The following is a 24,386-nucleotide window of genomic DNA, read 5'->3' on the forward strand; positions in this document are numbered from 1 at the left end:
TCTCAGGTGTGCAGGCGTCACAGCGGCAATACTCGAGGGCGGCCTGAAACGTGCTTGAAAGCGGTGTCGGAACGGGCGGATCGCGGCCCGGACGACGCAATGTGTCGGAATGTGTAGCGACCAGGAAGGCGTGAGCGTGGCGCACAAGGCGAGCGAAGAGATCGGGGCACGACCCGTTCGGGGTCGGCAGGGCCGCATCCTTCGACGGGCCGGGCTGGCGGTGTCCTTGGGGATCACTGCCGTCCTTGTCTCGGGCTGCTCGATCGACAATGTATGGCTGCGGTTCGGCTGGCCCTCGGGCATCACGCCGCAGGCCACCCGGATGCGGGAGCTGTGGACCTGGTCCGTGCTGGCCGCGCTCGCCATGGGCGTGCTGGTCTGGGGTCTGACCTTCTGGACCGTCATCATGCACCGCAAGCGCAAGGACTCCCCGGAGTTCCCGCGCCAGACGGGCTACAACGTGTCGCTGGAGCTGACCTACACGGCGATCCCGTTCGTGATCATCGCGGTGCTGTTCTACTTCACCGTGGTCGTGCAGAACTACGTGCACGAGAAGACCGACAACCCGGATGTCACCGTCGACGTGACCGCCTTCCAGTGGAACTGGAAGTTCGGCTACCGCAACATCAACAATGTCGGCGGGCTGACCTGGAACGGCATCGACTCCGAGCGTGAGCTGATCAACCAGGAGCAGCTGGCCGAGTACGCCGAGCGCAAGAACGAAGAGGGCCACCCGCAGCCGGGTCCGCTGCACGGCAAGCCGGCCAACGACCTGCTCTCGTACCTGCACTACGACAAGGTCGAGACCATCGGCTCCAGCGACGAGATCCCCGTCCTGGTGCTGCCGACCGGCAAGCGCATCGAGTTCCAGCTCGCCGCCGCCGACGTGATCCACGCCTTCTGGGTGCCGGAGTTCATGTTCAAGCGCGACGTGATGCCGAACCCGAAGGAAAACCAGTCCGACAACGTCTTCCAGATCTCCGAGATCGAGAAGGAAGGCGCGTTCGTCGGCCGCTGCGCCGAGATGTGCGGCACCTACCACTCGATGATGAACTTCGAGGTCCGCGCGGTCTCGCCGGAGAAGTACGCCAAGTACATGCAGGCGCGCATCGACGGCAAGACCAACGGTGAGGCCCTCGAGTCGATCGGCGAGTCGCCGGTGGCCACCTCCACGTACCCCTTCAACACCAAGCGTGATATCAAGAGCGCTTCGGTGAACGAGAGCAAGTGAGGATTCTGATATGAGGATCGAAGCGCGGATCTTCGAACTGCTCACGGCGTTCTTCATCCTGGTGGGCATCGTCTACGGTTTCTTCACCGCGCAGTCGCGCACCGGCATCGAATGGGCCGGTACCACCGCGATCGTGCTGACCGCGGGCCTGTCGCTGATCATCGGCACCTACTTCCGGTTCGTCGCGCGCCGCATCGACCTGCGGCCCGAGGACTACGAGGAGGCCGAGATCGTCGACGGCGCCGGTGACCTGGGCTTCTTCTCGCCCGGTAGCTTCTGGCCCATCACCCTGGCCGCCGCTGGTTCGGTGACCGCGCTGGGCCTGGCGTTCTTCCAGATGTGGCTGATCGCCCTCGGCGTCGTGCTCGTGCTCGCCGCCGCCGCGGGGCTGGTGTTCGAGTACTACATCGGCGCCGAGAAGCACTGAGCGACTGCTACACACAACGCAAGGAAGGGCCCCACCGGAATCCCGGTGGGGCCCTTCCTTTTGTCTGTGGGTTGGATGTCTGTGGGCTAGACGCTGTAGCGCAGCGCCTGCTCCGAGCGGCAGATGTCGTCGATGCCGGACACGATCTCGCGCAGCTGCTCCGAGGGCAGGGCCGAGGGGCGCAGGCGGCAGGTGAAGGTGATCAGGCCGTAGTCGGCGGCGGCGAGGCCACGGGCCGCGGCTTCGGCGCGCAGGTACGGCGAGCGCACACCGTAGGTCATCGCGGAGATGACGGTGAAGCAGCCGGTGCGTTCGCGGTGATCGGCGAACAGGTCGTGCAGGCCGTAGAACACCGAACCGTAGTTGGCCAGCGGCGCGAACACGCCGACCCGGTAGGCCGGGCCGCGCTCGGAGGAGCTGATGACGGTGTCGGCCAGGTACTCCGCGTCGCGCATGGTGAGTACCTTCGGCGCGAACATCAGCGCGCCCGCCGCGGCATTGCGCACCGGCATGCCCGCGCGGCCGCCCGCGGCGGAGGCGATGGCGCCCAGTGACTTCCGGGTACGGGTGCCGACCTCGCGCCGGGCGCGCAGGCCACGGGTGGGGGCGGTCGGGTAGAGGCTCGACCACTGGCCGAAGCGGACGGCGCCGAGGGTCACCTGGCCGGTGCCGACGGGGCGCGCCACCTTCAGCGGCGCGGTGTCGACCCAGCGGCCGACCTGCAGCGCCGCGCTGCCAGGGTTGGTGATCTCGGTGGTGGCGTGCTCGACGAAGGAATCGAAGTCGAGGAACCGGTCGGCGTCGGTGGTGAGCCAGGTGTGGTCCTTGTCGACCTCGACGACGTCGAGGGTCAGCGCGGTGATGATGCCTGCCCGGCCGCCCGCGCCGAGGATGCGGTGGAACCGCTCGGTGTGGTGGCCGCGCCCGCAGGTGCCGATCCGGCCGTCGGGGTCGACGTACTCGAGGTCGACGATCTGATCGATGAACATGCCGTAGCGATGCGAAGCCGTGCTGACGCCACCGACGGAGGCGAAACCGCCCGCGGTGATGTCGCGGTGGTCGCCGACCACGGGCAGACCGAGACCGTGCGCGCCGAGGCGGCGGTCGATCTCGGAGAGCTTGGCGCCCGCCTGCACGCGGACGGTGCGCCTGCCCAGGTTGATGTCGAGCACCGAGTTCATCTTGCGCAGCGAGAGCACCGCGCGCTGATCGGTCAAGCCATAGGACTCTTCGGTCTGCTCGCCGCCGCGAACCGTCAACCGTTCCGAACGATCACGCGAATCACGCACAGTGCGAACGACATCCGCAGTGTCCCGGGGGAGATATTCTTCGGAGATAACGGTGTGCGGCGTGCCCATGACCGCATAGCTAACCACAGCTCGGCGTTTCTTGCGCACGGTACCTCGCAGCTAATTCCGGGCAGGGGCGAGCTGCTTGCTGAACAGGACTTTTCCGGTCGCGTCGCACAGGTCGACCGTGAGTTCGCCGGAGCGCCCGTCGATGCGGACCTCACCGAAATGCTGGTACTGCGCGTCCAGCGGCGAGGTGTTGGGCGCGGGCGGGGCGTGCACGAAGACCGCCTCGGGCCCGAAGGTCGAGTCGAGGTCGTTGGGGCCGAACGCGCCCGCGTTGAGCGGGCCGGAGACGAACTCCCAGAACTCGTCGAAATCGGTGAACGCCGCGCGGGCGGGCGAGTAGTGGTGCGCGGCGGTGTAGTGCACGTCGGCGGTGAGCCAGACGACGTCGGCGACCCTGTTCGCCTTGATCGCCGAGAGCACCTGGGCGATCTCGGTTTCGCGGCCCGACGGTGCGCCGGGGGCGGCGTTGGCCGGGCCCTCGAAGGCGGTCTTGCCGTCGGGGACGATCACGCCGAGCGGCAGGTCGGCGGCGACGATCTTCCAGGTGGCCTTCGAATCCCGCAGGCCGTCGATGAGCCACCTGGTCTGCGCGGCGCCGAGGACCGCGCCCTGCGGTGCGGTGTTGGCGCTGTTGGCGTCCTTGTAGGCGCGCATGTCGAGGACGAACACATCCAGCAGCGGGCCGTAGGCGATCGTGCGGTAGAGCCTGCCGTCGACGGCTTCGGAGGGCTCCAGCGGCATCCACTCGTGGAAGGCCTGCCACGAGCGCGCGGCCAGGGTGTCCATGCTGCGCTCGGTGTAGCCCTTGTCGGCGGCGACGGTGCCGCCGGGGTACCAGTTGTTGGTGGTCTCGTGGTCGTCCCACTGGACGATCTGGGCGACGGCGGCGTTGAAGCGGCGGTAGTTGTCGTCGGTGAGGTTGTAGGCGTAGTTGCCGCGGAACTGGTCGAGGGTCTCCGCGGGCGCGTTCTTGGCCTCGGCGGTGATGTTCTTCCAGATCCGGCCGTCGGGCAGCGTCACCGACTCCTTCAGCGCGTTGTCGGCGTAGACGCAGTCGCCGGAATGCAGGAACAGATGCGGGTCGCGGGCGGCCATGGTGGCGAAGACCTTCATGCCACCCAGCTCGGGGTTGATGCCGAAGCCCTGTCCCGCGACGTCACCGGACCACTGCAGCCTGATGTCGGCGGGTGCGATCGGCGCGGTGCGGAAGACGCCGGTGACGGTCTCCGAGCTCGCGCCGTCCTCGTCGTCGAGGCGGACCCGGTAGTGCACCAGCTCGCCCGCGGGCAGGCCGTTGACGCGGACCCGGCCGGTGCCGTCGGTGGCTGGGGTGAGCAGGGGACCGGTGAATCGTTTGACGTCGCTGAACTTCTCGGTCGCCGCGGTCTCCACGATCAGCGTCGCGGGCTTGTCCGAACGCGCCCAGATCAGGGCGCCGTCGCTGCGCGGGTCACCGACGGCGACGCCGTGGGTGAGGGTGGGCCTGGCCCGGACCAGGCCGGGGCCGTCATCGCCGCACGCGGCCAGTGCGGGGGTGGTCACCAGGCCGAAGGCGGTGGCGCGCAACAGGGTGCGCCGGGACATCGCGAAATCCGAACCAGCCATGCGTTTCACGGTGCAACACCGGTCGGAACAGGGGGACGCGGTCGCGGCAACACCGCGTGAACGGTGCCGTACGGATCGCACCGGCATTGCCGGATCTAGTAACTATGCCGCCGTTCGCGCACTGTGCCGCGAGTCGTCGCGCGCCTACCGTCATCGGCATGACTGGACACACCACGCGGCCCTCGGTGGGGATCATCGGGACCGGATTCGGCGGGCTCGGCATGGCCGTGCGGCTGAAGGCCGCCGGCTACGACGACATCGTCCTGTTCGAACGGGCCGACGAGGTGGGCGGCACCTGGCGGGACAACACCTATCCCGGCGCCGCGTGTGATGTTCCGTCGCATCTGTATTCGTTCTCCTTCGCGCCCAAGGCCGATTGGTCGCGCCGGTTCGCCGAGCAACCGGAGATCCTCGCGTACCTGCGCGAGGTCGCCGACCGGTTCGACCTGCGCAAGCACATCCGGTTCGCCGCGGAGGTGACCTCGGCCGCCTACGACGAGGCGTCCGGGGAGTGGGTGGTGCGGGTCGCGGACGGCGCGGAGTACCGGGTGCGTGCGCTGGTGGCCGCGACCGGTCAGCTGAGCAGGCCCGCGATCCCCGCGATCGAGGGCATCGACGAATTCGCCGGGGAGATGTTCCATTCCGCCACCTGGAACCACGACTACGACCTGGACGGCAAGCGCGTCGCGGTGATCGGTACCGGTGCGTCGGCGATCCAGTTCGTGCCGCGGGTGGCGCGCCGGGCGGCGCGCCTGGAGCTGTTCCAGCGTGAGGCCGCGCATGTGATTCCCAAGCCGGACTACGCCTACAGCGCGCGTGCTCTGGTCGCGTTGCGCCGGGTGCCCGGCCTGCTGGCGCTCTCGCGCGCCGCGACCTATCTGACGCTGGAACCGCGCGCCTTCGCGTTCACCAAGTTCCCGCGGGCGATGGCGTTGGTGCAGCGGCGTTTCGAGCGCCACCTGGCCGATCAGGTGCCCGATGCCGGGCTCCGGGCACGGCTGACTCCGTCGACGAAGATCGGCTGCAAGCGGATCCTGATCTCCAACGACTACTACGAGACGCTCAACCGGCCGAACGTGGATGTGGTGACCGAGCGGATCACCCGGATCGAGCCGACGGGTCCGCGCACCGCCGACGGCGTGCTGCACGAGGCCGACGCGCTGTTGCTCGGCACCGGATTCCAGGCCAACGAGTTCCTCGCGCCGATGACGGTGACCGGGCGCGGCGGCCGTCGCCTCGACGAGGTGTGGCGCGACGGCGCGCAAGCTCACCTCGGGATCACCGTGGCGGGCTTCCCGAACCTGTTCGTCCTCTACGGACCCAACACCAACCTCGGGCACAATTCGATCGTCTACATGCTGGAATCCCAGTTCGGCTATGTGCTGCAGGCCATCGACCGGCTCGCCGCGGGCGCGCGCTCGATCGATGTGCGGCCCGAGGTACAGGAGCGCTCGAACGCCGCGGTGCAGGAGGCGATCCGCGCGACGGTGTGGAACAGCGGCTGCACCAGCTGGTACACGACCGCGGCGGGCCGCAACACCAACAACTGGCCCGGCTTCACCTTCGACTATCGCAGGCGGCTGCGCCGCTTCGACGACGCGGAGTTCGTCGTCACCGCCGCGGACGAGCCGGTGCCGACGGCTCGCTGAGCATCGCGCGACCGGCACTGATCGCGATAGGCGCGGGGCCCCATGCCTTTCCAGCGGCGGAACGCCTGGGAGAAGCTCGACACCTCCACATAGCCGAGGCGGTGGGCGATCTCGGCGACCGGCAGGCCGCGGGTCACCAGCATCTCCTCCGCCAGTCGTTGTCTGACCTCGTCGAGCAGGGCACGGTAGGAGGTGCCCTCCTTGGCCAGCCGGTGCCGCAGGGTGCGTTCGCTGACGAACAGCATGGCCGCCAGCCGGGGCGCGTCGGGCGGCTGGGCGAGGTGCTCGACCAGGATGTCGCGGACTCGGCCCGCGGTGCCGCCGCGGGCCTTGCGCCGGTCGAGCAGGTCGCGGCAGTGCTCGATCGCGACGGCGGCGGTGTGCTCGTTGGCCTGCGGTAGCGGGGCGTCGACGAGGGCCTGGTCGAAACCGGCCAGGCACTCCTCGGCGTCGAATACGGGGGTCAGCCCGAAGGTTTCGGTGTAGAGCGCGAGGTCCGCGGGCGGCGGCGGGGGAAAGGCCGAGCGCACATGGTTGATCGGGATCGGTGTGGCGAGCAGGTCCCGGTTCAGCGTCTGGATGGCGGCCATGTCGCGTTCGATCACGAAGCGGCGCAGCGGTTCGGCGACATCGGGGGCGGTGAGGGTGAGCTGGAGTTCGGTGTCGGTGCGGCGCATCCGGATGTCGCTGAAGGCGAAGGTGAGGTCGATGAACTGCAGACCGGCCTGGATCGCCGAGCGCACGGTCGGGCTGCTGATGAGCGCGAAACCCCACATGCCGTAGGAGGTGAGCCGGAACAGGCTGCCCGCCCGCACGCCGAGGCCGGGCGGATCGTCGAGTTCACGAAGCAGATTGGCGATGACGGCCAGCTCGGCGGTCGCGGAGATCTCGGCGTTCGGGTCGGCGAGCAGCTCGGCGGTGAGCCCGGTGCCGCGCAGGCAGGTTTCCATGGGGACACCGCGCTCCTCGCCGAGGCGGGTCGTCAGCAGCGCCCCCATCGGCGTGCGCGGAATGTCCCAGTGCACCACGGGTCATAGCCCCGCTGCGGCCGCGGTTTCGGGGTACCAGCGGGTGCATTCCGCGCGCAGCGGCACCTCGGTCTCGAGCTGGCACAGGACCGCGACGCCGCCGAGGAAGGAGCGCAGGATCGGGGTGTGGTCGGGCGGCATCGTCAACTGGCGCAACACATTCGACAGGCGCAGGTCGGTGGCCAGGCGGACCTGCTTGCGCAGCCAGTCGGCCGAGAGCGGGTAGGTGGGAGCCAGCAGGGCGTCGCGGACCGGTTGCAGGCGGGCGGCGACGGTGGCGATGTCGAGTTCGCGGCCGGGGGCGACGAAACCGTGGCGGCGGATGGCGGCCTCGAGGTCGGCGGGGGAGTCGGCGATCACGGCCGCGCCCACGTCACCGGCGACGTCGAGGAAGGCGGCGGGCCACGGGGTGCACGCGCCGAAGTCGACGACGCCGAGGCGGCCGTCGGGCATGCGCAGGAAGTTGCCGGGATGCGGGTCGCCGTAGACGAGGGCGGCGCGGGCGGGCGCGGAGAACAGGAAGCGCAGGATCAGCACGCCGACCCGGTCGAGTTCGGCGGCCTCGCCGCGGGCGATCAGCCGGGTCAGCGGGGCGCCGTCGAGCCATTCGGTGACCAGCACGTCGCCGCGCTGGGCGATCACCCGGCTGACCACCACGTCCGGATCACCGGCGAAGGCGAGGGCGAACGCGCGCTGGTTGGCCGCTTCCCGCGCGTAGTCGAGTTCGGCGTGGATCTCGTCGCACAGCGCCTCGATCACCGGGCGGGTGTCGGCACCGGGCAGCAGCGCGGTGAACAGTGGGGTGGCGCGGCGCAGGGCGTGTAGATCGGCCAGGACGGCACGGCGGGCGCCGGGGTACATCACCTTCACGGCCACCGGCGTGCCGTCGTGCCAGTGTGCGCGATGGACCTGGCCCACCGAGGCCGCCGCCGCCGCACGGTCGTCGAAATCGAGGAACAGCGAGCGCCAGTCCGCACCGAGGTGCACGGCCAGCTCGGCGTGCACGGCGGCGGGCAGCATGGCGGGGGCCGAGTCGTGCAGGCGCGCAAGGGCTTGGCGATACGGCTCGGCCAGGTCGGGCGCGAGGCCCAGTTCGAGCAGGCCGAGCAGTTGGCCGAGTTTCGCGACGCAGCCCTTCAATTCGCCGAGCACCTGGAACAGGTGCTCGGCGGTCCTGGTGCGGATTTCGCGTTCCACGTCCTCGGCATTGCGGCCGACGGCGCGCTTGCCGAGTCCGGCGATGCGCCGCCCCGCGTAGGCGACGGGCACCGCGGCGAGCCGGGCGCTGCGGGCGACCTTGCCGGTGGGCGGATTACCGATCCGTGGATCATCGGGCGATTTCGCGCGGCGAGTGAACGGCATCACCCGGCCCTCTGCGTCTCGTCCGACCATGTCCACCTCGCTGTCCACCGACGCCCGCCACTGCTGTGGCCGCCCACCCGTCGGCTCAGTGCCTCGCAAGAGGCTACCAAGCGGGTGGGTGGGCCCGGTGGGCTTACGGCCCCTCAGCCGAGGGCGCCGAGCCCGGCCAGGGTGCGGTGGATCTCGGCGGTCCAGTCCTGCGCGGCCAGGCGCGAGTAGTCGACCCAGAACATCCCGATCCCGTCGCGGTCCTCCCGGAACCAGCCACCCTCGATATCGGCCTCGAGGACGACGCTCATGCCCTGCTCCGCGGCGACGAAGGTGAGCTCGAGCTGGTTGACCCGCGGGAAGTGGTGCGAGCGGCCGAACTCGATCTCCTGATAGAAGGGCAGCCGCTGCGGCGTCCGGGCGATCGTGCCCGCCTCCACATCGGTGCGGAGCAGCCCGAAACCCATGCGCCGCACGGCATCGAGCACGACGTGCTGAGCGGGCAGCGCCCCGATGCCGATCGGATCGGTGTCGGTGGCGTCGACGGCGCCGTGGATGTCGACGACGGTGCGCAGCGCGACCGCGGCACCCGGCAGGTGGTGGCCGTCGAAGAAGGTGATCGGTGTCTCGAACGGAACCGGTGCGGCGAAACGCAATTCGGCCACCGTGCCCGCGATCAGGGTGAACGGCCCCGCGACGCCGACCCGGCCGAAGCCGAGGTCGGCGATCCGCTCCTCGCCGTCGGAGTACTCCCGCTCCACGCGGGTGACGAACTCGACCGCCACGTGCCCGATCGCCTGGTCGACGCGGCCGCCGCGCAACCGGATCACGCCGTCGACGAGTCCGCCGGGTTGCACGCCGGGGGTGAACAATTCGGTTTCGACCTCGGCGCCGCCGACACCGGCCGCGGCCAGCAATTGCTTGAACATGCGAGCAGTCTGGCCGACGGTCCTTATCGTTCGCTTGCCGGGCGCCAGTGCTGTGCCTGGGCTCGGTGCGCCGCGGCGCACCGGATTACGGGTCAGCTGGCGGCGGTGTCCGGGATGCGGGTGGCGTCGAGCTGGCGATCGGTGGGGGCGACGCCCTTCTTGAGGCTGTGCGCGTAGACGTCGACGTATTCCTGGCCGGTGAGGCGCATCAGCTCGTACATCACCTCGTCGGTGACGGCGCGCTCGACGAAACGGTTGCCGCTCATGCCCTCGTAGCGCGAGAAGTCCAGGGGGGCACCGAACTTGAGCACGACCTTGTGCCGACGCCACTTGAACGGTCCGGGCGGGCTCACCTTGTCGGTGCCGATGACCGCGACGGGGATGACCGGGACGCCGGTCTCCAGGGCCAGGCGCGCCATGCCGGTCTTGCCCTTGTACAGACGACCGTCGGGGGAGCGGGTGCCCTCCGGGTACAGGCCGACCAGCATGCCCTTGTCGAGCAGCTTGCGGGCCGCGTTGAGCGCGTCCTCGGCGGCGGAGGCGCCGCTGCGGTCGATCGGGTACTGACCGGTGCCGCTGAAGAAGAACTTCTGCAGGCGGCCCTTGATGCCGGGGGTGGTGAAGTACTCGGCCTTGGCGAGGTAGCTGATCCGGCGCGGGCTCAGCAGCGGGGCGAACAGCCAGTCGGAGAACGAGAGATGGTTGCCCGCCATGATCGCCGGTCCGTCGGTGGGGACGTGCTCGACGCCCTCGACCACGGGTCGGTTGTATAGATGCATGAACGGTCCCGGGAAGACGAACTTGAGCAGCCAGTAGAACATGGCGTCCTTTCTTGGGACCGGGATCGTGGTGTGCAGCCTCGTCGGAAACCGACTTTACCGCTGGTCGCAGGTCACAACCAACCCAGGACGGTAGCCAAGTCACAGTGTTGTGACACTCATCTCCCGCTTCGGCCCGCTACCGGCGCGCCGACCGCCGCCCTGGCCAATTCCGCCGCGCCGATCATGCCGGCGGCCTCACCGAGCTGGGTGGTGCGCAGCCGCGCCAGCGGCCGGTGCCCTGCCCCGGTGACCGCCCTCGCGTAGTGCTCACGCGCCTCGTCGAGGAACAGCGGGGCCGAACTGCTCACGCCACCGGCGATCACGACCAGATCGGGATCGAAGATGTCGCTGACGAAGGCGAGGCCCAGCCCGAGCCAGCGCGCGAAATCGGCCATCACCCTGACCGCGAGCGGGTCGCCGTCCTGGGCGGCGCCCGCCACCCGGCGTCCGGTCAGCGAGCCGGGATCGTGGATCACGTCGCGAGCCAGCACCGAGCGCACCGGATCGGTGGCCAGCAGTTCGATCGCGGTGTCGGCCAGTGCCGTTCCGCTGCAGTAGCGCTCCCAGCAGCCGCGCTTGCCGCAGGCACAGGCCCGGCCCGCGGGCACCACCTGCAGGTGGCCGAGCTCGGGGGCGACGCCGTGACTGCCGCGGTAGAGCTGACCGTCGATGAGCAGGGCGGCGCCGATGCCGGTGCCGATGGCGACAAGGACCACGGTGTGCCCGCCCGCGGCGGCGCCGAAGTGGTATTCGGCCCAGCCCGCGGCATTGGCGTCGTGTTCCAGGATCACCGGCAGGCCGAGGCGCGCGGAGAGCCGTTGCGCGACCGGGGCATCCTGCCAGGGCAGATGCGGGGCGAACAGGACGGTCGAGCGGTCGTCGGAGATGAAGCCCGCGACCGCGAGGCCGACCGCGGCGATCGGATGCCTGCGCGCCAGCTCGCGCACCGAGCGGTCGATGGCGTCCTCGAGCGCGCGCGCCGAATGCGGGGTCGGGGCCTGCACGCTGTCGAGCACCTCACCCTCGGCGTCGACGACCGAGGCGCGGATGTTCGTGCCGCCGACGTCGATGCCGACGGTGAGCAGGTGTTGACGGTCGATCCGCTGGGTCATCCCCGGATCGTCACCGGAATGTCGACATAACGCGAGCGTGGCGCGCGGGTGGTGCGCGGGCGATCGTCGCGGTGGTGGTCGGCGTCCTCGGTCGGTGCCGCGAACAGACCGGTGCCGGAGGGCGTTCCGGAATCGGCGGGGATATGCGGGCCCATGCCGGTCCCGGCCGGGGCGCCCTGCTGTCGTGGCGCCGCGTATTCGTCGACCCGGCGGGGGCGGGGAGTCGCGGACTGGTCGGTACGTGCGGAGCCCCAGCGCAGGCGCGACCGGCCCGCGGTGTCGGGGTGGTCGGGCTGCGGCGCGGTTCCGGTGGCTCGGTCGGCCGACGGAGCCACCGCGGGATCCGCGGGAGCCGACGGTTCGGCGGGGTGGTCCGGCGTGACGGGGTCACCGGCACCGTTGTGGACCCATGCCGCGTGCGAATCATGGTGTCCCGCAGCGTGTTCGGCCCATTCCGGGGGCATCACCGGCTCGACGGGGACACCGGCGAGCGCCTCGCGCAGCACAGTCACCATCGACGTCCCGTGGTCCGCGAGGGCGGCAACGACGTCGTGGTGGTCGCCGCGTACCAGGGCGGCGGCCGCGCAGACCGGGCACCAGGCGCAGCCGCCCAGATCGGCCTGGCCGTCGGCGGCGGTGCGGCGCAGCACCGGTTCGACTCTGGCCAGCAGCACTTCGGCCAGCAGCCGCAGCTCCTCGGTGAACTCGGCGAAACCGTCGGGGTGGCCGTGGCGGTCGGACTGCCTGTCACTGCTCATCTGCGGTGGCCTTCGTGTAGTTCGGATCGGCGGGCCACACCTGCGGATCGGGCCGGAAGCGGACCACGAGGTGACCGTCGTCGAGTTCGGCGCCCGCCACCGTGCAGCGTTGCAGCACCGGCGCGAGCCGTACGCGTGTGCGCACCCCGTCCGCTCCCACGATCAGATCGTCCTCCACTCGGCCCAGCCGCAAAGTGCCGGGATCGACAACCGGTAGCCGAATCCGCATCGCGTACACGGAGTCGACACCGGAACCCGACTCCCATCGAACCATCGGTTCGCCCGAATCCGCGCCCTGAGCGTGCGGGCCGGGCAGCGTGTCGACCGCATAGGAGAACGCGACCAGCGCGTTCACCCCCACCGGTTCGGCGCCCGCGTGCTGGGCGAGCAGGATCGGGACGTCGGTGAGCTGCTCGTGCAGCCGCGCGACCACCTCGAGTTGCTCGGCCCGGCGGTTGAGGTACCAGTGCACGGCCGGATGGGCGTTGTCGCCGGGCGGCGGGACCGGGGCAAGCACCTTGTTCACCACCACCGCGTCCAGGCGAAGGCCGAGCAGCGCGGCCGCCGAGCGCACCCGCCGCGCCTCCGTCACGGCGACCTGTTCGGGTCCGGTGATCAGCCGCGCGCTGGTGCGGGTGCGGTCGGCGAGCAGATCCCGGACCTGGGTGACCGCGCCGACGATCCGCTCGACCGTGGCCGCCAGCACCGCCTTGCGCAGATCGAGGCCGATCGCGCTCATCGTGCGGGTATGCCGGGGCCACAGGCGCTCCACATAGTTGAGCAGGGTGTCCGGGGCGGTGAGGATGCGCAGCATGTCGGCCGAGGGCGGGCAGTCGACGACGATGACGTCCCAGTCGTCCTCCTCCGCGTACTGGGCGATCTCGACCAGCATCAGCAGTTCCTGCACGCCGGGCAGGCCGGTGAGTTCGGCCGGGTCGATGGCGGTCAGGTCGACGCCGTGGTCGTGCCCGCCGCCCTTGGCCAGCATCCGCACCACGTCACGGAAGCGGTCCTCGAGCAGGGCGAGGGAATCGATCTCGATCACCTCGAGCCCGGGCGCCACCCTGGCCACCCCGGCGACGGTGCCCGGATCGTGCGGGAAACGGAAGCCGAGCGCGTCGCCGAGCGAATGCGCCTGATCGAGCGAGGCGATCAGCACCCGCCGCCCGGCGCGGGCATAGCTCATGCCCGTCGCGCAGGCCAGCGTCGTCTTCCCGACACCGCCCTTGCCGACGAACAGTTCGACGCGGGTACCGCCCGGGGCGCTCAGCCCTCGACCCGCTTCTTCAGTTCCTTCAAGGCCGTATCGGTGATCACCTTCTCGGCCTTCCGCTTGAACATGCCGATCATCGGGATGTTCAAGTCGACGGTCAGCTCGTAGATCACCTCGGTGCTGCCGTCGGGCCCCTCGCGCAGTTCGTAGCTGCCGTCCTGGGCCTTCTGCAGGTCACCGCTGAGCAGCCGCCAGCTCACCGCGTTGCCGTCGGCGCGCCAGTTGTAGGACAGCACGTAGGTGTCCTTGACGACGCCCGCGTCGAGCACGAACCGCGCGGTCGCCGCCCTGCCCGCCGCGTCGGTGTCGAGCACCTCGACCGACTGCGCTGCCGCCACCCACTCCGGATAGGACTCCAGATCCGCGATGACGGCCATCACCTGCTCGGACGGCGCCTCGATGACAATCGATCTCTGGGTCCGGTCGGCCATGGCGGACAACGGTTCCTTTCGTGCGGGACGAGCAGTCGGTGCCGGTGGCGTCGTCAGGGCGCCGCGACGGCCGCCGGCGCGACGCCGGCGGGTCGACCGGCCTCGAGCCGGGCCTTCAGTTCGAACGACATGGTCTTGCCCGCGACCCGGCGGGCCCGGTTCGCCGCGGCCAGCGCGCGCGGCGACATCGGCTTGGCCGCGGTGGGTTCGGCGTGCAGGAAGTAGTGCAGGATCGCGCCGTCGGCGCAGGCCTCCAGCCATACCTCCATGGTGCCGGTCAGCGGGCCTGCCACCGTCCAGCGGATGCCCTTGTCGCCGCGGTCCTCGCGCACGTCGAGGCGCAGGTCGGGCCACCAGCGACGCCAGTTGTGCGTGGCGCTCAGCACGTCGGCGATCGCGGCGGGCGGCGCCGCGAGAAAGGTCTGATCTGCGACCTGGATACTGCTCACCTCGCTGAGCGTAGTGGACGCCACACCGATACCGGCCGGGGTGTCACCGCAGCAGCTCCCGCAAGCGGGCGCCCTGCCGGTCCCAATGCCAGTTCCGCTCCACCCACGCGCGGCCCGCGGCGCCCATCGCGGCCGCTTTGTCGCGGTCGGTGAGCAGTTCGACGAGCGCGTCGCTGATCTGCTCGACCGAGCGTCCGTGCACGACCAGCCCGGTCTCGCCCTCCCGGACGGTCTCGGGCGCGCCGCCGGAGCTGCCGGCGACGACCGGAACCCCGGTCGCCGACGCCTCCAGGAAGACGATGCCGAGCCCCTCGACATCCAGGCCGGCGCCGCGGGTGCGGCACGGCATGGCGAAGACGTCGGCGATGGTGTGATGGGCGGCCAGCTCACCCGAGGGCACCCGGCCGGTGAACACGACACTGTCGGTGACGCCGAGCGCCTCGGCCAGCCCGCGCAGCCGCGTCTCGTACGGTCCGCCGCCCGCGATCACCAGGACCGCACCGTCGACGCGTTCGCGCACCTCGTTCATGGCGACGATCAGCATGTCCTGGCCCTTGCGCGCGACCAGGCGCGACAGGCACAGCACCGTCGGCCGGTCGCCGAGGCCGTAGCGGGCGCGCAGTTCGGCGCGCGCGGCCGGGTCGGGCCGGAACTCGGCGGGGTCGACACCCGGCGGCAGGTACTCGAGCGCGGCCCGCGGGCCGAACGCCGAGGCGAACCGGCCACGGGTGTATTTGCTGACATAGGTGACGACATCGGTGTTCTCGCCGATCGAGCGCAGCACCTGCCGCGCGCCCGGCAGCATCGACCAGCCGACCTCGTGGCCGTGGGTGCTGGCCAGGATCCGCTCGGCACCCGCGCGCCGCAGCATCGGCGCCATGGCGGCCAGCGGTGCGGCGGCGCCGAACCAGACGGTGTCGCAGTCGTGCTCGCGCAGCAGCGCGCCCGCCCGCTTGATCACGCCGGGGGTCGGCAGCATGAGCGTCGTCGGATGCCGAACGACGCGGAACTTCTGCGCGGCGTCGAACTTCTCGTGACTGTCACCACGCCAGCGCGGTGCGTAGACGACCAGGTCGTCGGGCGGCAGCTGATTCGCCAGCGCGTGCAGATACGACTGGATTCCACCCGGCCGAGGCGGGAAATCGTTGGTAACCAGCAGAGTTCGGGCCATAAGTGAACAACCTAATAGGTAAGCGTCGGTGGTCAGACGGCGCGGCCGCGCAGCCAGGCGCGCCAGCCGTCGAGCAGTTCGGCGCGCGAGGCGCCGAGCACGGCGGTGAACGCGGCGTCCTGGGCGGCGGGGGACTGTGGGCCGGTCGCGAGCCGTTTGTACAGCTCGGTGAGGGTGGCGGGGCCGTAGCGATCGGCGAGGAAAGCGCAAGTGCTCCAGGCGGATTCGTAGGCGTAGGCGGCGTCGGTCCCGGTGAAGTCGGCGTCGCCGATCAGCTCGGTGGGCAGGGCGCCCGCGCGCAGCCGGGTGGTGAGCGTCGGTGCTATCTGCGAGAAGGTGGCGCCCTGACCGCGCTGGGCGACGTACTCGGCGTAGCCCTCGAGCATCCACAGCGGTGCGCCGTCGGTGGTGACGCCCCTGGTCGCGACGTGGGTGAGCTCATGCCGCAGCAGCGTCGCCAGACCCTCGTCGCCGACCCGGCGGCGCGCGTCGGGATTGAACACGATCCGCTGGTCGGTGGGCCGTGTACCGGGCGCGTACGAGCCGGTGAGCGACACGGCGGCCACATCCGCGGTGGTCGTCGCGCCCGCGGCCCTGGTCAGGGCGGTGAACTCGGTGGGGGTTCCCGCGACGACGATCACCGGTGCGCGATTCCAGTCGACACCCCACGCGGCGCTCACATCGGCGATCGCCAGCTCGAGTTCGTGTTCGAGGACATCCAGATCGGCGCGATGACCCGGATGGGCCACCAGCAGCGCGTCGGCCTCGCCGCCCGCGGCGACCCGGCGCACCAGGATCGGGCCGAACGGCTGTAGTTCGCGCCGCACCGGTGTCAGCCGGGGGTCGTCGATGCCCTCGGTGGTGTCGAGCACCTCGGCCTCGTCGGTGGCCAGCTGCAGCGGGCCCGCGTTGCGCGGCACCAGGATCAGGGCTAGGCACGCCCCGGTCAGCAGGGTGACCGAGGCGAGCGTGAGGACGAATTCGAGGCGGCCGTTGGCCGAGAACCAGGAACGGAGGCCGGACGAGCGGCGCGACGGATCGGTCACCGTCGGCTCAGTATCGCCGGGCCGAGTGGTACGGGGTGGTGTTGATCGGCGCGACGGCCACCGGCACCCCGAAGGTGGAGGCGTGCACCATCATGCCGTTGCCCGCGTAGATACCGACGTGCGAGATCCCGGGATAGAACAGCACGACATCGCCGGGCTGCAGGTCGTCCTTGGCCACCGGGGTGCCGAAGTTCGCCTGCTGGGAGCTGGTGCGCGGCACGTTCTTGCCGACCTGCTTGAAGGCCCACTGCACGAGCCCGGAGCAGTCGAACTGGTCGGGGCCGGTGGCGCCCCAGACATACGGATCGCCGACGCGGGTCAGGGCCGCGGCCAGCGCGCTGGTGCCGCTGCCGGGGACCAGGCCCTGCAGCAGCGAGTCGCGATCGAATCCGGGCGGGAACGGCGAACCGGCCAGCGTGGACTTGTCCCTGGCCGAGAGCGCACCCCAGGCCTCGACGACCTGGGTGGTGGCCACGGTGAGGTCGTTGCGCTTGCGGTCGACGTCGGCGCGCACGGACTCCGCGGCCGCGGTCGCGGCGCGGGCGGTGTCGGCGGCGGCGCGGGCGACGGACTCGGCGGCGGTCGCGCTGTCGGCGGCCTTCTTGAACTCGCGCACGCTCGCGGCGGTCTGCTGGGAGAGCACGTCGAGCATGGACATCTTGTCCAGCAGTTGCTGCGGCGAATTGCTCGACAGCACCGCGAACATGCGATCGGTGCGCGCGCCGGTGTAGGTGGCGATCGCGGTGCGATCGATCATCGGCTGGAACTTGCGCACCTCGGCGCGGGCGGCATCGGCGACGGCGGTGCTCGCGGCGAGCTTGTCGTCGGTTTCGCGCTGGACCGACAGCTTGGCGTCGAGGTCCTGCTGCGCGGTGAGCGATGCCTGATTGAGTGCCTCGGCCTGCCGGGACAGGTCGACCATCCTGGCGATCGCGTCGCCCGCGGTGCTCGGCAGGGCGACCGGATCGGCGAGGGAGGGGCCGGCGGCGTACGCGGCGCACACCAGGATCGCGGCGGACATGGCTCCGGCGATGCCTCGCGGCACGCGCGGATTCCGGTGGTGTGCAGTCACAGTGCGCCGTGCCCCGTTCTCTCGTTGTCCGCCGCTACGGCGCCTTACCCGAACTGGATCCCCGCGTCCGGCGAGAAGGTCTCGATCAGGTTACGGAACCGCGTATGCCCGTGTCCAGTAGGCCACGGAGAGGTCACGGTGCGCCCTTCCCCGTGAACGACGCACCGTTCCTTCGATCAGAAGCGGCGAGCGCCCGCGAACGGCATCGAGGAGACCGGGGCGAGCTGCACCGGGGTGCCCGAGGTGGACGCGTGCACGACGTTGCCGTCGCCCGCGTACAGGCCCGAATGGCCGCCACCGTAGAACGACACCAGGTCGCCGGGGCGCAGGTCGTCGATCGAGACCGGGGTGCCCGCGCCGAGCTGGGCGCCGCTGGTGCGCGGGAGCTCCATGCCGGCCTGACGGTAGGCCCACTGGACCAGACCCGAGCAGTCGAAGGCGTCCGGGCCCGCGGCACCGTAGACGTAGGGGGAGCCGACCTTGCTCAGCGCGGCGTCGAGCGCGATGTCCGCGGCGGTGGCACGCGGCGCGGTGAACACCGGCGGCGCGCCGGGGATCTCGATGCCGGGGATGCCCTGGGGGACCGGGATCTCGTTGGGCACCTCGAAGGTGCCGATTCCGGGAACGGTGACCGGCGTCGCCGACGCGGGAGCGGCCGGCAGGAGGAACGCGCCGATGGTGGCAGCGCCGACGGCTCCGGCGGCAACGGCTCGCTGCGCCTGACGCTTGACGGTGTTGGTCGCCATGATGCGGGTACTTCCAATCTGCCCCACGACGCCGTGTCCGTATGACGCGGCGGGCTTCATCCCGGTGCACCGTTTCCGGTCCGAGGGGACTCCGTGAGGTCTCAAAAAGGTTACGAAGACATCACGGTGGTTTGTAAAGTCGGACATCGGTCCGGGAAGCAAATTCCGCGATATCGGCCGACTTCGCCTGCGAGCTGCGTCACACCAATCACGAAACGATAACGCCAGGTCGTCTCTGCGGGCTTCCGGGCCGCTACCCGGCGCGTCGCCGCTGGGCTTCTTCGCGGCCTATTGGTCTACCCCTAGGGGTGAATCCCCAGGTCGTTTCCGCGCGTCGCGTTATTAACCGGTCGGTCGCCCAGTCGCACGCGCAGGCGGCGCGCCGCCCGTCCGGGCATGCTCAGATCGGTAATCACTCTTACCCGATGAAATTCGGCGCGGTCATGTGATTTCCAGCAAACTGTGAGCCCGGTCTCAATCGGGTCTGACCAAGGTCATTTTGTTCGCATCGGAACGAAAGTCTCGCGGCGAATCGCCGACGGCGAGCATGTCGGCCCGGCGCCAGGGCACCGTCCCGGTGGATGGGACTCGGCGTTTACCGGTTCCGTCAATCCTGTTGCGGCGGTTAGGGTACGGCCGAATGTTCGCAGTTCGAAGGGGGGCGCGGGTGGCCGACGACCAGGTATTGACCGACTTGCTGACGATGGTGGAGCGCAGTCCGGGGGTGCTCGCGCTGCGCGTCTGCGTCATCGAGCTGTATCTCGACCGCGGTCGCTACGCCGACGCGCTGGCCCACTGCGGCGTCGCGCTCGGCCACCATCCGGGAAACGCGCAGGTCCTGGCCCTGATGACGCGCTGCACGAACGCACTGTCCGGCGGTTCACCGGCGCCCGCTCCGGAAACCGGTCCGGCGCCGGAGTACGACTGGGCCGCCGCGGAGGATCAGGTCGGCGACATCATCGAACCGGCCTTCGTCGACGCCGCGCCCACCGAGTTCGTCACCGACGACGACGCCGCCACGGTGGAGCGCCCGACCCTGCGCCTCGCCGATGTCGGCGGCATGGACGAGGTGAAGCGCCAGCTGGACCTGACCCTGCTCGCCCCGCTGCGCAATCCGGACCTGGCCAAGGCGTTCGGCACCTCCGCGCGCGGCGGACTCCTGCTCTACGGCCCGCCCGGCTGCGGCAAGACCTTCCTCGCCTCGGCGGTCGCGGGTGAGCTGGGCGCCAACTTCTATCCGATCGAGATCGCGGACATCCTCGACATCTATACGGGCGCCAGCGAGCGCAATGTGCACAGCATCTTCGAGATGGCCCGCCGCAACGCGCCGTGTGTGCTGTTCCTCGACGAGGTCGACGCGCTCGGCCACAAGCGCAGCCAGATGCACGGCTCCTCGACCATGCGCACCGTGGTCAATCAGCTGCTCACCGAGATGGACTCGGCCACCCACAGCAACGAGGGCGTCTTCGTGCTCGGCGCGACCAACCATCCGTGGGATGTCGACGTCGCCCTGCGCAGGCCGGGCCGGTTCGACCGGATGATCTTCGTCGGCCTGCCCGACGCGCCCGCCCGCCGCTCGATCCTGCACTACAACCTGCGCGACCGCCCGGTGGCAGGCATCGACCTGGCCGCGCTGGCCGCGCACACCAAGGGACTCTCCGGCGCCGACCTCGCCCACGTGTGCACCTCGGCCACCCAGCTCGCGATGGCGGACTCCCTGCGCTCGGGGCAGGTGCGCCCGATCGGCATGGCCGACGTGCAGGCCGCGCTGGCCCAGATCCGGCCGAGCACCGGCGCCTGGTTCGAATCCGCCCGCAATGTGGTCGAATTCGCCAACGGCGACGGCAGCTATGACGATCTGGCTGTCTATCTCGAGCGGATGAAACAGCGCTGAGCCGAGCGCGATGAGCGAACAACAACTCGACCGGGCCGCCACGCTGATCGACCTGGGCCGGTACGAGGCGGCGCGGGCCGAGCTGGCGCCGGTGCTGGCCGCCGACCCCGACAACAGCGACGCCCACGCTCAGCTGGCCTACAGCCGGCTGCGATCCGGTGCCGGCGCCACGGCCGCCGACTCGGCGCGCACCGCGCGGACCGTCGAGCACGGTGAGCGTGTCGGACCCTCGCCCTACGCTGCTCGCCGTGCCCGATCCCGTTCCGCTCCCGGCTGCCGCCCGTCAGCTGGCCTTCGACGAACTCGACACTCCGCTGTACGACACCACCTTCGTCGTCGTCGACCTGGAAACGACCGGGACCAGCCCGGACGGGGATTCGATCACCGAGATCGGGGCGGTGAAGGTGCGCGGGGGAGAAGTGCTGGGGGAGTTCGCGACCCTGGTGAATCCGGGGTTCGCGATCCCGCCCGCGATCGTGCAGATCACCGGGATCACCACGGCGATGGTGTACGAGGCGCCGCGGATCGAGGCGGTGCTGCCGGGCTTTCTCGAGTTCGCGGCGGGCGCGGTGCTGGTGGCGCACAATGCCCGCTTCGACACCGCGTTCCTCAAAGCCGCTGCGGCGCGCCAGGACATCGCCTGGCCCAACCCGCAGGTGCTGTGCACGGTGAAACTGGCGCGACGGGTGCTCACCCGCGACGAGGCGCCCTCGGCGCGCCTCGGGGTGCTCGCCCAGATCCTCGGTGCCTCGACCACCCCGACACACCGTGCCCTCGACGACGCCCGCGCCACCGTCGACGTGCTGCACGCGCTGATCGGCCGGGTCGGCAACCAGGGCGTGCACAGCCTCACCGAACTGCTCGACTACCTGCCCGGCGTCACCGGAACCCAGCGGGCCAAGCGCACTTTCGCCGGCGATCTGCCGAGCGCGCCCGGGGTGTATCTGTTCCGCGGTCCGTCCGACGAAGTCCTCTATATAGGGACCGCGGTCAATCTGCGCCGCCGCGTCCGCAACTACTTCACCGGTTCGGAGACCCGCGGCCGGATGAAAGAGATGGTGGCACTGGCGATCCGGGTCGACCATGTGGTGTGCGCGCACGGCCTGGAAGCGGGCGTGCGCGAACTGCGCTTGCTCGCCGCGCACGCGCCGCCGTACAACCGCCGCTCGAAGTTCCCCCGGCGCGGCTGGTGGCTGACGACAAGCGACGAGGCCTTTCCCCGGCTCGTCGCCGTGCGCACCCCGACCCGAACAGCACTGGGGCCGTTCGGTTCTCGCACCGACGCCGTCGACGTGGCCGCGACGATCGCCGAGTTCGCCGGACTGCGAACCTGCGCCACCCGCCTCACCCGCACGGCGAGACACACCTGCCCGCCCGCGGTGGTCGGCGGCTGCCCCGCGGCTCGCCCCGAGGCCGACCTGGACGCCACCGGTTACGCCCCGGCGGTCGACGCGGTACGCGACCTGTTCACCGGCCGCTCCGACGCACTGCTGCGCGCCATGCTCGATCGCATCGAAACCCATTCCGCCGCCGAACATTTCGAAGCGGCGGCGCGCCTGCGTGACCGCACCGCCACCGTCGTCACCATGCTGCATCGCACCCAGCGCCTCGCCGCGCTCGCCCGCATCCCGGAGCTGATCATCGCCCTGCCCGACGGCGCGGGCGGCTGGGAATTCTCGGTCATCCGCTACGGCCGCCTCGCCGCGGCGGGCACAGCACAACGCGGCACCCCACCCATGGCGATCGTCGACCAGATCGTCGCGGCCGCCGAGACAGTGATCCCCGATCTGGGCGACGCGGCATCAGGCGAGCCACCTCCCGACGACGACATTCCGCCCCTGCGCGGAGCGCCGCCCGAAGAAGTCGGCGTCATCGCCCGCTGGCTCGCCAAACCCGGCGCCCGCATCGTCCGCACCAGCGAGGGCTACCGCGAACCACTGCACGGCGCGGCCCGCTGGCAGGACTGGGCCCAGCTGGCGCGCACCGCCGCGACCACCGTCAGCGAGGAGGAGCAATACCTGGCGCAACGGTGACCACCCGGCGGGAGGATCATGGAACCGCCTGTCACGTCCGGTGACAGCGGGAGAAAGGGCGAAGGCGCGAATGTTCGTGAAGGTGTGCGGCCTGACTACCGAGGAACAGATCGACTGGGCCGTCGAGCTCGGGTACTCGGCGATCGGCGTCATGGTCACGCCCAAGAGCAAGCGGTACCGCACCCCCGAGCAGGCCCGCGCTCTCGCCGGCTACGCGCGCGGCCGGATCACCACCTTCGCGGTCGCCCTGGAAGCGGCCGAGGTCGCCGAGGTGGCCGACGCGTTCGACGTCGTGCAGCTCTATCAGTGGGCCGACCTGCCGAACCTCGCCTTCTGCTCCTCGACCCCGCCCGCACCCGAGCAGACCAGCGAATACTTCTTCTACGACGCCAGCGCGGGCTCCGGGATCTTCGAGGAGTTCCCCGACTGGGTGCGCGCGCTGCCGGGCAAGGTCGTGCTGGCCGGTGGACTCGACGCCGACAATGTCGCCGACACCATCGCCCGCCACCGCCCCTACGGCGTCGACGTGTCCAGTTCGGTGGAATCGGCGCCCGGCGTGAAGAGCCGTGACCTGATGCGACGGTTCAAAGCGGCCACCGAGCAACCGGAAGTTCTAGGCTGATCCCATGATTACCGCGATCGTGCTGATCCAGGCCGAGAACTCTCGTATCCCCGAGACCGCGCAGGCGCTCGCCGACACCGCAGGAGTCGCCGAGGTGTACTCCTGCGCCGGTGACGTCGACCTGATCGCGATCGTGCGGGTCCGCGATCACGCGCGGATCGCCGACGTGGTCACCAGCGGCATCGACAAGGTGGAAGGCGTGGTCCGCACCACCACCCACATCGCCTTCAAGTCGTATTCGAGCGCCGACGTGGAAGCCGGATTCTCGCTGGGGGAGTAAGGCTTTCGCTCAGGACTCGTCGAGGGTCTGGGTGAGTTCGGCCCAGCTCTGCAGCAGCTTGGCCGACGCGCCGCTGTCGACGGCGGCCGCGGCGCGCTCGAGCCCGCCCGCCAGCGCGGCGTCCAGGTCCAGGTCGGCATCGCCGACCTCGCGCGAGAGGTCGTAGGCGACGATCGCGGCGGCGGAGTTCAGCAGGGTCGCGTCGCGCACCGGGCCCGGCGTCCCGGCGAACACCTCGCGCGCGATCCCGGCGTTGACCTCGGCGTCGCCGCCGCGCAGCGCGTCCAGCTCGACCCGGGGGATACCCAGGCGCGTCGGATCGATCACGGTCTGCCTGATCCGCCCGCCGCTGACCACCCACACGTCGGTGAGGTCGGAGGTGGTGATCTCGTCGAGCCCGTCACGCCCGCGCACCACCAGCGCACTGGCGTCACGTTCGGCGAACACGCCCGCGATCACCGGCGCGAGGTCGGCGAACGCGCAGCCGATCAGCCCCGCCCGCGGCTGTGCCGGGTTGGTGAGCGGCCCGAGCACGTTGAACACGGTCGGGATGCCGATCTCCTTGCGCGCGGGCCCGGCGAAGCGCAGCCCGGCATGGAACAGCGGCGCGAAGCAGAAACCGATGCCCGCCTCGCGCACCGACTGCGCCACCGACTCGGGACCGAGCGCGAGCCGCACGCCCAGCGCCTCCAGCACGTCGGCGCCACCGGACTTCGACGACGCGGCCCGATTGCCGTGCTTGACCACCGGCACACCGGCCGAGGCGACGACCACCGATGACATGGTGGAGATGTTCACCGAGCCGGACCGGTCGCCACCGGTGCCGACGATGTCGACCGCGTCGCCGTCGACATGGACGAGGCGCGCGTGTCCGAGCATGCCCGCGACCATGCCTGCCAGCTCGGTGGGGGTGGGGCCCTTGATCTTCATCGCGACGCCGAAGGCCGCGATCTGGGCCGCGGTTGCGTTGTCGGTGAAGATCTCGTCGATCACCCAGGTGGTGTCGTCCGCGGCCAGGTCACCGCCGTCGGCGAGGGTTCCGAGCACCTGGGGCCAGCTGCGCACGCTCATCTGCTCCGCATCCTTCTTCTCGACCGACAC

General features: G+C 70.4%; 23 protein-coding genes. 7 read left to right on the top strand and 16 right to left on the bottom strand.

All coding sequences use genetic code 11. The annotated features are described in order from the left end of the window. Window positions 1-109: 109 nt before the first annotated feature. Both ctaC and ACWF9G_RS20805 read left to right on the top strand, forming a co-directional pair. Window positions 110-1,231 carry an aa3-type cytochrome oxidase subunit II gene (gene ctaC, locus ACWF9G_RS20800; protein WP_378855290.1) on the top strand — a complete coding sequence of 374 codons (1,122 nt, stop codon included), beginning with the start codon at window positions 110-112 and terminating at the stop codon, window positions 1,229-1,231. Between the two features lie 10 nt (window positions 1,232-1,241). Continuing rightward, on the top strand, window positions 1,242-1,658 hold the full coding sequence (locus ACWF9G_RS20805; RefSeq protein ID WP_379311216.1) for a cytochrome c oxidase subunit 4: 417 nt from the start codon (window positions 1,242-1,244) through the stop codon (window positions 1,656-1,658). Between the two features lie 86 nt (window positions 1,659-1,744). Here ACWF9G_RS20805 and ACWF9G_RS20810 read toward each other — a convergent pair whose 3' ends face one another. Together ACWF9G_RS20810 and ACWF9G_RS20815 are read right to left on the bottom strand one after the other, a co-directional pair. Next, window positions 1,745-3,016 carry an FAD-binding oxidoreductase gene (locus tag ACWF9G_RS20810; RefSeq protein ID WP_379311217.1) on the bottom strand — a complete coding sequence of 424 codons (1,272 nt, stop codon included), beginning with the start codon at window positions 3,014-3,016 and terminating at the stop codon, window positions 1,745-1,747. Between the two features lie 51 nt (window positions 3,017-3,067). Beyond that, entirely contained in the window at window positions 3,068-4,621 is a 1,554-nt protein-coding gene (locus ACWF9G_RS20815) for an alkaline phosphatase D family protein (protein ID WP_452517157.1), read from the bottom strand. A gap of 158 nt (window positions 4,622-4,779) precedes the next feature. Between ACWF9G_RS20815 and ACWF9G_RS20820 the strand changes: the two genes are divergently transcribed. Then, the gene (locus ACWF9G_RS20820; protein WP_452517159.1) at window positions 4,780-6,270 is read left to right on the top strand and encodes a flavin-containing monooxygenase; all 1,491 of its coding nucleotides are present in this window, start codon (window positions 4,780-4,782) and stop codon (window positions 6,268-6,270) included. On the opposite strand, the gene ACWF9G_RS20825 is transcribed toward ACWF9G_RS20820, so the two are convergent. The 13 genes from ACWF9G_RS20825 to ACWF9G_RS20885 form a co-directional block, all read right to left on the bottom strand. Further along, window positions 6,189-7,298, bottom strand: a complete 1,110-nt coding sequence (locus ACWF9G_RS20825; RefSeq protein WP_452517161.1) for an AraC family transcriptional regulator — start codon at window positions 7,296-7,298, stop codon at window positions 6,189-6,191. The two genes, ACWF9G_RS20820 and ACWF9G_RS20825, sit on opposite strands and share 82 nt — an antisense overlap. 3 nt (window positions 7,299-7,301) lie before the next feature. Next, window positions 7,302-8,690 carry an ABC1 kinase family protein gene (locus ACWF9G_RS20830; RefSeq protein WP_452517163.1) on the bottom strand — a complete coding sequence of 463 codons (1,389 nt, stop codon included), beginning with the start codon at window positions 8,688-8,690 and terminating at the stop codon, window positions 7,302-7,304. A 113-nt stretch (window positions 8,691-8,803) separates the two neighbouring features. Continuing rightward, window positions 8,804-9,577: a sporulation protein gene (locus ACWF9G_RS20835; RefSeq protein ID WP_379309493.1), complete on the bottom strand. Its 774-nt coding sequence runs from the start codon at window positions 9,575-9,577 to the stop codon at window positions 8,804-8,806. A gap of 92 nt (window positions 9,578-9,669) precedes the next feature. After that, window positions 9,670-10,398, bottom strand: coding sequence for a lysophospholipid acyltransferase family protein (locus ACWF9G_RS20840; RefSeq protein ID WP_379309495.1), 729 nt, complete (start codon window positions 10,396-10,398; stop codon window positions 9,670-9,672). 116 nt (window positions 10,399-10,514) lie between these two features. After that, window positions 10,515-11,510 (bottom strand): ROK family protein, encoded by a 996-nt coding sequence (locus tag ACWF9G_RS20845; RefSeq protein WP_379309496.1) that lies wholly within the window; start codon window positions 11,508-11,510, stop codon window positions 10,515-10,517. Next, window positions 11,507-12,268: a hypothetical protein gene (locus tag ACWF9G_RS20850; protein ID WP_452517166.1), complete on the bottom strand. Its 762-nt coding sequence runs from the start codon at window positions 12,266-12,268 to the stop codon at window positions 11,507-11,509. The genes ACWF9G_RS20845 and ACWF9G_RS20850 overlap by 4 nt, the downstream gene beginning before the upstream one ends. Beyond that, window positions 12,258-13,538, bottom strand: coding sequence for an ArsA family ATPase (locus tag ACWF9G_RS20855; RefSeq protein WP_452517226.1), 1,281 nt, complete (start codon window positions 13,536-13,538; stop codon window positions 12,258-12,260). Before ACWF9G_RS20855 ends, ACWF9G_RS20850 begins: the two co-directional genes overlap by 11 nt. After that, complete coding sequence (locus ACWF9G_RS20860; protein WP_379309499.1) at window positions 13,535-13,972, bottom strand: SRPBCC family protein; 438 nt, start codon at window positions 13,970-13,972, stop codon at window positions 13,535-13,537. Before ACWF9G_RS20860 ends, ACWF9G_RS20855 begins: the two co-directional genes overlap by 4 nt. Before the next feature lie 53 nt (window positions 13,973-14,025). After that, window positions 14,026-14,421, bottom strand: coding sequence for a polyketide cyclase / dehydrase and lipid transport (locus ACWF9G_RS20865; RefSeq protein WP_379309500.1), 396 nt, complete (start codon window positions 14,419-14,421; stop codon window positions 14,026-14,028). A 43-nt stretch (window positions 14,422-14,464) separates the two neighbouring features. Then, window positions 14,465-15,592: a glycosyltransferase family 4 protein gene (locus ACWF9G_RS20870; RefSeq protein WP_452505353.1), complete on the bottom strand. Its 1,128-nt coding sequence runs from the start codon at window positions 15,590-15,592 to the stop codon at window positions 14,465-14,467. Window positions 15,593-15,624: 32 nt separating this feature from the next. Further along, entirely contained in the window at window positions 15,625-16,638 is a 1,014-nt protein-coding gene (locus ACWF9G_RS20875; RefSeq protein WP_452517169.1) for a hypothetical protein, read from the bottom strand. Window positions 16,639-16,645: 7 nt separating this feature from the next. Next, window positions 16,646-17,659, bottom strand: coding sequence for an NlpC/P60 family protein (locus ACWF9G_RS20880; RefSeq protein WP_379309504.1), 1,014 nt, complete (start codon window positions 17,657-17,659; stop codon window positions 16,646-16,648). Window positions 17,660-17,886: 227 nt separating this feature from the next. Beyond that, the gene (locus ACWF9G_RS20885; RefSeq protein ID WP_452517171.1) at window positions 17,887-18,456 is read right to left on the bottom strand and encodes a C40 family peptidase; all 570 of its coding nucleotides are present in this window, start codon (window positions 18,454-18,456) and stop codon (window positions 17,887-17,889) included. Window positions 18,457-19,123: 667 nt separating this feature from the next. Here ACWF9G_RS20885 and ACWF9G_RS20890 point away from each other — a divergent pair. From ACWF9G_RS20890 to ACWF9G_RS20905, 4 genes are all read left to right on the top strand, one after another. After that, a complete protein-coding gene (locus ACWF9G_RS20890) occupies window positions 19,124-20,350 on the top strand; it encodes an ATP-binding protein (protein ID WP_452517173.1) in 1,227 nt (408 codons plus the stop codon). A 248-nt stretch (window positions 20,351-20,598) separates the two neighbouring features. After that, on the top strand, window positions 20,599-22,383 hold the full coding sequence (locus tag ACWF9G_RS20895; RefSeq protein ID WP_452517175.1) for a DEDD exonuclease domain-containing protein: 1,785 nt from the start codon (window positions 20,599-20,601) through the stop codon (window positions 22,381-22,383). 70 nt (window positions 22,384-22,453) lie between these two features. Then, window positions 22,454-23,005: a phosphoribosylanthranilate isomerase gene (gene trpF / locus ACWF9G_RS20900; protein ID WP_379309508.1), complete on the top strand. Its 552-nt coding sequence runs from the start codon at window positions 22,454-22,456 to the stop codon at window positions 23,003-23,005. Between the two features lie 4 nt (window positions 23,006-23,009). Next, the gene (locus ACWF9G_RS20905; RefSeq protein WP_379084093.1) at window positions 23,010-23,285 is read left to right on the top strand and encodes an Lrp/AsnC family transcriptional regulator; all 276 of its coding nucleotides are present in this window, start codon (window positions 23,010-23,012) and stop codon (window positions 23,283-23,285) included. Between the two features lie 9 nt (window positions 23,286-23,294). Here ACWF9G_RS20905 and trpD read toward each other — a convergent pair whose 3' ends face one another. Further along, the gene (gene trpD / locus ACWF9G_RS20910; protein ID WP_452517177.1) at window positions 23,295-24,356 is read right to left on the bottom strand and encodes an anthranilate phosphoribosyltransferase; all 1,062 of its coding nucleotides are present in this window, start codon (window positions 24,354-24,356) and stop codon (window positions 23,295-23,297) included. Between the last annotated feature and the right edge of the window lie 30 nt (window positions 24,357-24,386).

It is taken from the genome of Nocardia sp. NPDC055029 (assembly GCF_053608525.1).